The organism is Gammaproteobacteria bacterium (genome assembly GCA_028817255.1).
Lineage (GTDB): Bacteria > Pseudomonadota > Gammaproteobacteria > Porifericomitales > Porifericomitaceae > Porifericomes > Porifericomes azotivorans.
Genome location: JAPPQA010000061.1, coordinates 1 through 9,537, shown reverse-complemented (window position 1 = coordinate 9,537; position 9,537 = coordinate 1). Strand labels below are relative to the sequence as shown.

General features: G+C 66.7%; 8 protein-coding genes. All 8 read right to left on the bottom strand.

The features are described 5' to 3' along the window. Window positions 1-205: 205 nt before the first annotated feature. Window positions 206-688 (bottom strand): EVE domain-containing protein, encoded by a 483-nt coding sequence (locus OXU43_03085; protein MDD9824145.1) that lies wholly within the window; start codon window positions 686-688, stop codon window positions 206-208. A gap of 8 nt (window positions 689-696) precedes the next feature. Further along, entirely contained in the window at window positions 697-3,501 is a 2,805-nt protein-coding gene (locus OXU43_03080) for a phosphoenolpyruvate carboxylase (GenBank protein ID MDD9824144.1), read from the bottom strand. Then, the gene (locus tag OXU43_03075) at window positions 3,498-4,472 is read right to left on the bottom strand and encodes a D-glycerate dehydrogenase (protein ID MDD9824143.1); all 975 of its coding nucleotides are present in this window, start codon (window positions 4,470-4,472) and stop codon (window positions 3,498-3,500) included. Before OXU43_03075 ends, OXU43_03080 begins: the two co-directional genes overlap by 4 nt. Continuing rightward, the gene (gene sucD / locus OXU43_03070; GenBank protein MDD9824142.1) at window positions 4,469-5,395 is read right to left on the bottom strand and encodes a succinate--CoA ligase subunit alpha; all 927 of its coding nucleotides are present in this window, start codon (window positions 5,393-5,395) and stop codon (window positions 4,469-4,471) included. Before sucD ends, OXU43_03075 begins: the two co-directional genes overlap by 4 nt. Window positions 5,396-5,407: 12 nt before the next feature. After that, complete coding sequence (locus tag OXU43_03065; GenBank protein MDD9824141.1) at window positions 5,408-6,595, bottom strand: malate--CoA ligase subunit beta; 1,188 nt, start codon at window positions 6,593-6,595, stop codon at window positions 5,408-5,410. A gap of 20 nt (window positions 6,596-6,615) precedes the next feature. After that, on the bottom strand, window positions 6,616-7,563 hold the full coding sequence (locus tag OXU43_03060; GenBank protein ID MDD9824140.1) for a CoA ester lyase: 948 nt from the start codon (window positions 7,561-7,563) through the stop codon (window positions 6,616-6,618). A 43-nt stretch (window positions 7,564-7,606) separates the two neighbouring features. Further along, entirely contained in the window at window positions 7,607-8,785 is a 1,179-nt protein-coding gene (locus tag OXU43_03055; protein MDD9824139.1) for an aminotransferase class V-fold PLP-dependent enzyme, read from the bottom strand. A gap of 342 nt (window positions 8,786-9,127) precedes the next feature. Then, window positions 9,128-9,537 (bottom strand): hypothetical protein (locus OXU43_03050; GenBank protein MDD9824138.1); only part of this gene is annotated, 410 nt, incomplete at its 5' end.

The following is a 9,537-nucleotide window of genomic DNA, read 5'->3' as shown; positions in this document are numbered from 1 at the left end:
AGCGCGCGCTTTATACGCTGGATTCCTGCTTTCGCAGGAATGGCGAGGGGGGCGCAGGAATGGCGAGGGGGGCCTTATTCGCTGGATGCCCGCAGGGTTTTTGCACATGCTCGAAACAGGGAATCCATGGCAGATAGAGAGAGCCGCTTTGCTTCCCTTCGCTTGCGTAATGGCTTGCGCCCGGGCGCCCCGCGCTTGCCCGCGCCTATTCCCCGCCCGCGCCTTTGCCGGCGGCCAGGGCAACGACGATGTCCCACTCTTCCTTGGTGACCGGCAGGATGGAAAGGCGGTTGCCCCGCTGCAACAGGCGCATGCCGGCCAACGGCGCGCAGGCGCGCAACTCGGCGAGAGCGACCAGGCGCCGGAACTTGCGCCGCAAGCGCACATCCACCATGACCCAGCGCGGCGCCCGCGGGTCGCTGCGGGGATCGTAGTATTTCGAGCGCGGGTCGTGCGCGGTGGGATCGGGATAGGCGGCACGCGCGATCTCCATGATCCCGGCCACGCCGGGCCGCGGACAACTGGAGTGGTAGAAGAAGGCCAGGTCGCCTGTACGCATCCGGTCGCGCATGAAATTGCGCGCCTGGTAGTTGCGGATGCCGTCCCAGCAGTCGCGCCGGCCGGGCTGGGCGGCCAGATCGTCTATGGAGTAGGCGCCCGGTTCGCTCTTCATCAGCCAGCGGTTCATCGCGGCGGCTATCCCGTAGAGCCCAGCCCCGCGGAGACGCAGTTGATAGAAAGCAGCAGCGGGACAAGACGCCGCTGTCCGACCTCGCTGGCGCCGCCCTGGCGGCGCAGTTCCCGAACCAGCGCCGCCTGCCGGATTCCGACCCGGCGGAGAATGGGCAGGCGCCGCTGCAGCCTGGCGCCGAACCTGGGGAACCGGGCCGCAAGCCTTTCGCTGCCGCAGAGCAGCAGGATCGCCTTCCGGCTGCGCCGGTACTCGTTCTCCACCTGCGAGTAGATGCGGGTGCGCAATGCCCGGTCCTGCACCAGGTCCGCGTAGGCCGCCGCGACCTCCAGATCGACCAGGGCCAGCATCTTCTCCGCTTCGTCTATGACGAGGCGGAACAGCCGCGATTCGCGCAACATCTCCTGCAGCAATTTTTCGCCGGCGGCGCCGCGCACCTTGAGAAAACCTTCCAGGGCGGTGCCGATCCCGTACCAGCCGGGGATCGCATGGCGGTTCTGGGTCCAGGCGAACACCCAGGGGATAGCCCGCAGGTCGCCGAGCGCGCTGGCGCCGAATCGGCGGGCGGGACGGGACCCGATCTTCATTTCCGACAGTTCTTCCAGGGGGCTGGCCTGTTGCAGGTAGGAGGGCAGGCCCTCGTCTTCCAGCAGTCTGCGGTAGGCCGTGTAGGCGAGGCTGGAGAGCGCTTCCATCGTTTCGTCGAACTCGGGGCGGGGGCGCGGCGCCCCTTCGCCGCGCTCCTCAAGCGAGTGCTCCAACACGCTGGCAGCCAGGAGTTCGAGCTGGTAACGGGCCGTGCTCTCGTTGCCGTATCTGGAAGAGACCGCCTCGCCCTGCTCGGTAATGCGGATCCGGCCCTTGACGGAACCCGTAGGCTGGGACGCGATGGCGCGCCCGGTGGGGATGCCGCCCCTGCTGACCGAACCGCCGCGGCCATGAAAAAAGACGATGGGGATGCCGCGCCGCTCCCCCAGGCGGTGCAGTTGCACCTGCGCCTTGCTCAGTTCCCAGTTGGCGGTAAAGAAGCCGCCGTCTTTGTTGGAGTCCGAATAGCCGATCATGACCTCCTGGCTGCCTCCCTGGATCTTCACCGAGCGCCGCACCATGGGAATGTCCAGCAACTCCGCCATGATCCGGGGCGAATGACGCAGGTCGGCAATGGACTCGAACAGAGGCACGATGGGCAAATAGCAGGCCTCCTTCCCCTCCCGGTCCACGAACAGCCTGGCATACTTGGCGAGCAGGTAGGCAGCGAGCATGTCTTCCACGGATTGCGTCATGCTCAAGACGAAGTGATGCACCGCCTCGCGGCCCAGGCGCCGGTAAGCCCGGCGGATGAGCTGGAAGACCCGCAGAGGCGCTATGTCGCTCTCCCGAAGACCGGAGAAATCCGGCGGCTTCTGCAACGGCCGGGCCAGTTCCGCCAACAGCCAGTCGCGGAGATCGGCCGCCGCCGCCGGCTCCCGGGCCGGCGCCGCACCCTGCTGCCCATGGTCCCGCCGCCCCGCATCCCGCGGCGCCGTAGCGCCGGCACGGATGCCCTCCAGGGCCCGGCGCAGCACTCGGCTGTTGTCGCGCAGATCCAGCCGGGCGGTGCAGAAGCGGAAGGCCTCCACCTGCTGGCGCAGGGGGGTCACCAGTTGCCGGGCGAGATTGGCGCAACCGGCCTGTTCCAGCCCTTCCTCCACGTTGCGCACATCGGCGAGCAACTCTTCGGCGCTGGCGTAGCGGGGGGCGCCCGCCGCCGTCTTTGCCGCCGCCGGGGCCGAAGAGGCGCGCAATTTGAAGATCATGCCCGTGACGTATTGCCGAAATACCTCTCCAGGATTGCGGGAACGTTGCGCCGCCCCCGTCTCCAGCGATTCCAGCAGACGGGCCAGCGCCTGCCGGAAGGGCCGCCCTACCGTCACTGCCTTATCGCTGACGCTGAGCCGCTCGCGCAGTTCCTCGAGGCTTTCGAGGTAGTGGGCGAGAGCCACCTGGCGGCCCCTGTCCAGCGCCTCCCGGGTCGCCTCTTCCGTAACGTAGGGGTTGCCGTCGCGGTCGCCGCCGATCCAGGAGACGAAACTCAGCAGGGGGGGAATGCGAAAACGGCGCCCCGGGTAATATTGCCGCAGGGCGCAGCTCAGGCGCTCCAGCACGAACGGCAGGCTGCGGTACAAGGTGCCGGCAAAATGCATCCCCCAGGCGATCTCCTGCTTCACCGTAGGGCGTTGCAGCCGCAGTTCGCCGGTCATCCAGAGCAGGTCAATCTCGTTGTGCAGGCTCTCGTACAGGAACTGGCGTTCCGTCGGGGTCCAGTACGCCGCTTCCAGGCGCTGCAACAGCAGGAAAATGCGGCGATGGATCTCCAGTACCGTGATGCGCTTCGCCTCGGTGGGATGAGCGGTAACGGTCGGCTGGATGCGCATTTTGTCGAGCAGCGCCTGTACCGTGTCGGCAGCGACGCCGCCGGCCTTCGCCGCGGCCAGGGTGCGGGCGAAAGTGCCGGGCACCGACTCCGGTCCGCCGCTCTTCTTCTCCATCTGCCGCCGTTGCCTGGCGGCGGCACTTTCCTCGGCGATATTCAGCAGTTGGAACCAGATGCCCCACGCTTGCAGCAGGTGGACCAGATTATCCGGGGCCCCTTCCGGCAGCGGGGCTGCGCCGGTGAAGCTCTCCAGGATGCCGGGGCGGCGGACACGGATTACCGAACACAGCTGCTGGTACAGCGAGTTGACCAACCGCTGCGCGTGCGCAACGGCAGCCTGATCGATCGGGAGGCGGAGGAATGCGGCGGCAGGTGGCGGGCTCGCGACCTCGCTCACACTATGCGGTCCGGGGGCGACTGGCCTGCGAAAAAGGCTTGCACGTTCTCGATCGCCCGCATCCCCATGGCGACCCGGGTCTCCCGCGAGGCGCTGCCGAGATGAGGCAGCAACACCACGTTCTCCCGCTGCAACAGCCCCGGGTGCACCGTCGGCTCCTGTTCGTAAACGTCGAAGCCGGCGCCCGCGATCCTGCCCTCCTGCAACGCCATGACCAGGGCGTCCTCGTCCACCACGTCGCCGCGCGAGGTATTGATCAGAAAGGCGTGGGGCTGCAGCAACGCCAGACGCTCGCCATTGAGCAGGTGGCGCGTCTCTTTGCCGCCCGGGCAGTGTAGCGATACGAAGTCCGGCTGGGCAAGCAGTTCCTCCAAAGTGGAGATCTGCACAGCCTGCACTTCCCTGGCGGCATCCGATTCCTGCATATAAGGGTCGTAGTACAAAATGCGCATGCCGAAGCCAAAGAAGGCGCGCCTGGCGACCGCTTGCGCGATGCGCCCGAACCCGACCAGGCCCAGGATCTTGCCGCTGACCCGCGTGCCGAGCAGGTGGGTGGGACGCCAGCCAGACCATTGGCCGGCGCGCAACTGCCGTTCGCCTTCGCCGCCGCGGCGCGCCACCGCGAGCAGCAGGATCATGGCGATGTCCGCCGTGCATTCGGTAAGCACCTCGGGGGTATTGGTCACCACGATGCCGGCCTGGCGCGCCGCTTCGAGATCGATATGGTTGAATCCCACCCCGAAGTTGCCAAGGATGCGCGCCCGCCGCGGCTGCGCCTCCAGGACCGCGGCGTCAATGCGGTCGGATACCGTGGGGAAAACGGCATCCGCGGTGCGCATCGCCTCCTGCAACTCCTCCGTACTCATGGGATGGTCGTCTTCGTTGAGTTGCACGTCGAACAACTCCGCAAGCCGGGCCTCGGCCTGCTCCGGCCACCTGCGGGTCACTGCGACGCGGGGCTTGCCGCTCATTCCGCGCTCGGCGCGCCCGCCGCGGGGTGGGAAATATCTTGCTTTTTCAGGACCGCGGCCACTGTCTCCCCGATCCGGGCAGGGTCGGGGGCCACATCCACTCCGCACTCCTGCAGCACCTCGACCTTCTCCGCCGCACTCTCGCCGAAGGCCGAGATGATCGCCCCGGCATGGCCCATGCGGCGGCCCTTGGGAGCGGTCAGACCCGCGATATATCCGATCACCGGCTTCTTCATGCGGTCGCGCGCGAAATAGGCGGCCTCCACCTCCTGCGGACCGCCGATCTCGCCGATCATGACGACTGCGCTGGTCTCGTCGTCCTGCTCGAACAATTCCAGCATGTCGCGGAAGGAACTGCCGTTGATGGGGTCGCCGCCGATGCCGACGCTGGTGGAAACCCCGAGTCCGAGGGCCTGCATCTGCGCCGCCGCCTCGTAGCCCAGGGTCCCCGAGCGGCTGACGATCCCAATGGGCCCGGGGATGTAGATATGTCCCGGCATAATGCCCAGCATGGCCCTGCCAGGGCTGATGGTGCCGGCGCAGTTGGGGCCGGTGAGGATCATTTTCTCCGCTCTCCGGTAGCGCATCATGTACCGCTTGACCCGGATCATGTCGTGAGCGGGAATCCCGTCGGTGATCGCCACGCAGTAATTCAGCTTGGCGTCCGCCGCCTCCATGATCGAGTCGGCGGCGAAAGACGCCGGCACAAAAACGATGCTGGCCGTGGCCCCGGTGGCCGCCACGGCCTCTTTGACCGTATTGAAGACCGGGCGCTCCAGGTGTATGGAGCCGCCCTTGCCAGGAGTAACGCCGCCGACCACCTTGGTGCCGTATTCGATCATCTCGGTGGCGTGGAAAGTGCCGATCTGGCCCGTGAAGCCCTGGACGATGACCCGCGTATCCTTATCTATGAGGATTGACATCCGGGACCCGCTTCAACTTTTCCGGCGCCCGCCGTCATGCGCGCGCCAGGCCGCCACCGCCTGGCCCGCCGCCTCCGCCAACGTGTCGGCCATGATGAAGGGCAGCCCGCTCTCCGCGAGGATCTGTTTGCCCTTCTCCACGTTGGTACCGGACAGCCGCACCACCAGCGGGATATTCAAATTGGCTTCCCGGACCGCCTGTACGATGCCCTCGGCCACCCAGTCGCAACGGTTGATCCCGGCAAAGATGTTTACCAGGATGGTCTCGACCTTGTCGTCGGAGAGCACCAGGCGAAACGCCTTGCTGACCCGTTCCGGAGACGCGCCGCCGCCGATGTCCAGAAAGTTGGCCGGTTCGCCGCCGGCATGCTGGATCATATCCATGGTCGCCATGGCGAGACCCGCCCCGTTGATGATACAGCCGATGTGCCCCTCCAGGCCGACGTAGTTCAGCCCCCGGTCGGCCGCTTGCATCTCGCGGGGATCTTCCTGACTCTTGTCGCGCAACTCCGAGATGTTGGGACGCCGGAACAGGGCGTTGTCATCGAAGGACATCTTGGCATCCAGGGCGAACAGCCGATTGTCCGCGGTAACCACCAGCGGATTAATTTCCACCATAGTGGCATCCAGATCGCGGAACGCGCGGTAACAGCCCAGGAACGTGGCCACTGCCTGACTGCTCATGGACTTGTCCAGGCCCAGACTGAAGGCCAACTCCCGCGCCTGAAATGCCTGCATACCCACCGCCGGCTCCACCGCCAGCCGGATAATGGAGTCGGGGCGCTTGCTGGCGATCTCCTCGATTTCCATACCGCCCTCGGCGGAGGCCACTACAACGACCCGCTCCATGCTCCGGTCCAGCACCAGGCCCAGGTAATATTCGCGGGCGATGTCCATGCCCACCTCGATGTAGGTGCGGTGCACGACTTTTCCCTGCGCGCCGGTCTGCCCGGTAATGATCTTTTTACCCAGCAGATCGTCGGTGGCGGCCCAGACCTCCTCGTCGCTCCTGCACACGCGGATGCCGCCGGCCTTGCCGCGGGCGCCCGAGTGGATCTGCGCCTTCACCACCCAACAATCGCCGCCCAGCTCCCGCGTCTGATACACCGCCTGTTCGGGACTGTATGCCAGCCCGCCCAGCGGCACCGGCACGCCGAAACTGGACAGCAGCTCTTTCGCCTGGTACTCGTGAATATCCATAGCTTGCCCCGCCCCGCCCGCTACGACCGCGCCCGGCCGGCGCTTAAATCTTCCTGCTCGACCAGGTTCCGCGCCATCCGCTCCGATGCCGCATCAATCATCTTGCCGTCCACCTGGGCGGCGCCCCGGCCGGCGCGGGCAGCCTCCTCAAGTGCCGCGATGACGCGCCGCGCCCTCTCCACCTCCGCGGCGGGCGGCGACATCACCTCGTTGGCGAGGGGAATCTGACTCGGGTGAATGGCCCACTTGCCCTCGTAGCCGAGGGTGGCCGCCCTGCGGGCAGCCTGCCGGTACCCCTCCGGGTCGCGAATGTCTCCGAAGGGGCCGTCAATGGCGCGCAGACCGTAGGCGCGGCAGGCCACCAGCATGCGCTGCAAGCTGGCGTGCCACTGGTCGCCTGGGTAATCGGGGTTCAGGCCGCCGATGTTAACCGTGCGCGCCCGGCAACTCGCCGCGTAATCGGCGACCCCGAAGTGCAGCGCCTCCAGCCTGTTGCTGCAAGCGGCGATCCCTTCGACGTTGGCCATGCCGAGCGCGGTTTCGATCAGCGCCTCCAAGCCGACCGGCCGCTCGATGCCGCAGGCGCTCTCCACCTGGCTGACCAGGCACTCCGCCATGTAGATGTCTCCGGGGACACCGACTTTGGGCACGAGGATGGTGTCGAGCCGGTTGCCCGCCTGCTCCAGCACGTCAATCACATCCCGGTACATATACGGGGTATCCAGCCCGTTGACGCGCACGCAAACGGTCTTGCCGCTCTCCCGCCAGTCAATCTCGTTCAATGCCTGGATTACGTTGCGCCGCGCCTGCGGCTTTTCCGCGGGCGCCACCGCGTCCTCCAGGTCCAGGAATACGTAATCGGCGTCGCTGGCCGCCGCCTTTTGGAACATGCCGGGGTTGGACCCGGGCACGGCCAGCTCGCTGCGCTGGAGGCGAACGCGCCGCAACGGATGCTGCGTAAAACTCATGACGCCGCCCGGAAAGCCGCCCGGACTCGGCCGCAAAATGCCATCAGCGCACCGCCACGGCCGTGCGGCGCAGGTATTCCTGCGCCGCTGCGACGCCGCTGCCCAGCTCGATGGGCAGCCCCAGATCCTTCATCGCCATTTCGGCGCCGACGAGCGGGGTCAGGATCATCAGTTCGTTCAGGTCTCCCAGATGGCCGATGCGGAAAGCCCTGCCGGCGATCTTCGCCAGGCTGACGCTGAGCGCCAGGTTGTAATGCCGGTAGGCGTGGCGCACCACCTCGTTGCCGTCGAACTCCTCCGGCACGTAGATGGCGCTGACCGTGTCCGAATGCCACTGAGGCGCCTTCGCCACCAGGCGCAACCCCCAGGCCGCCACGGCTTTGCGCACGGCGGTGGCCATGCGGTTGTGGCGCTCGAAGACGCTGTCCAGACCCTCTTCCAGCAGCATGTTCACGGATTCGCGCAGGCCGCGCATCATGATGGTGGCGGGGGTATAGGGAAAGTAACCGTTGTCGTTGGTCTTGAGCATGTCCTCGAAAGCGAAGAACGTGCGTGCCAGTTTGGCCGACTCCATCGCCGCCATGGCCTTCGGACTGGCGCAGACGATCCCAAGCCCGGTGGGCAGCATGAACCCCTTCTGAGAACCGCTGACGGCCAGATCCACGCCCCATTCGTCCATGCGGAAATCAATGCTGGCGATGGAACTGACGCCGTCCACGAATAAAAGCGCCGGGTGGTCCGCGTCGTCCAGGGCCCTGCGCACGGCGGCCACGTCGCTGGTTACCCCCGTCGCGGTCTCGTTATGGGTGGCGAAGACGCCCCTGATCTCCTTGTTGCGGTCCGCCTTGAGAATATCCGCGTACCGCTCGATGGGCACCCCCTCTCCCCAGTCCACTTCCAGCGCCTGTACATCCAGGCCGTGGCGCTGGCACATATCGATCCACAGATTGCTGAAATGCCCGAATCCCGACATCAGCACCTTGTCTCCGGGGGACAAGGTGTTGGTGATGGCCGCCTCCCAGGCGCCCGTGCCCGAACACGGGAAGATGAACACCCTGCCGCTTTCGCTCTTGAAGATCTTTTTCAGGTCCTCGAACAAGGGCAGCGTGAAATCGGGAAAGTCCGTCGCGCGCATGTCCTCCTGGGACACGTGCATCGCATTTGCGATCCGCTCCGGAACGTTGGTGGGGCCAGGTATGAAAAGAAAATTTCTGCCTGCCATTCGGCTACCTCCTAACAGTTGCGTCCCCAATCCCCGTGACGCCGGATGTGCGGCGCGGAACCCTTCTTCTTCCTGATAGGATTCTTCTTGCCTGGCCCCCTGCGGCAATCTTAGCACATTTCGGAACCGGGCGGTCGCTTTACCTGCGGTTCATTGTGGACAAGCTTCGGATTGCCTTATCGGGCAAGCGATTCGTCCGGCGCGCGCAAGGTTTCGGCGGCGTTGCCCTTTGCCCCCGCCCCGGCCCTCTCCCGGAGGGAGAGGGCGACAGGCGCCGCCCCCTCTTTTCCCTCTCCCGCCGGGAGAGGGAGACAGGGTGAGGGAGCGGGAAGCGCGGGAGGCTCAGAAGCGCAGGGTGGCGTCCAGCAGCAACGCGCGGTCGGCGTCGGCGCCGCTGTCGCGCCGCAGCCCCGCATCCAGCGCGAAGCGCGCCGCCTCGAAGCGCAGCCCGCCGCCGTAGCCGCTCGCGCCCGAGGACAACTCGCTCTTGCCGTACAGCGTCAGCAGCCCCGGCAGGCCGCGCGCCAGGCGCACGTCGCCGATGCCATACGCCAACTCGCTGCGTAGGCCCAGGCCGGCACTGCCGCCGGTCCCGCTGCCGCCAAGGGCCGGCGTACCGGCGCCGCCAAAGGCGCCGCCGTCCAGCGGCACGCCCGATGCGCCCAGGCCACCCGCCGCGCCCCGCGCCAGCCCCAGGCTCGGGCGCAACGCCAGCTGCAAGCCCCGGCGGTCGCCGCCCAGGTCGTAGCGCA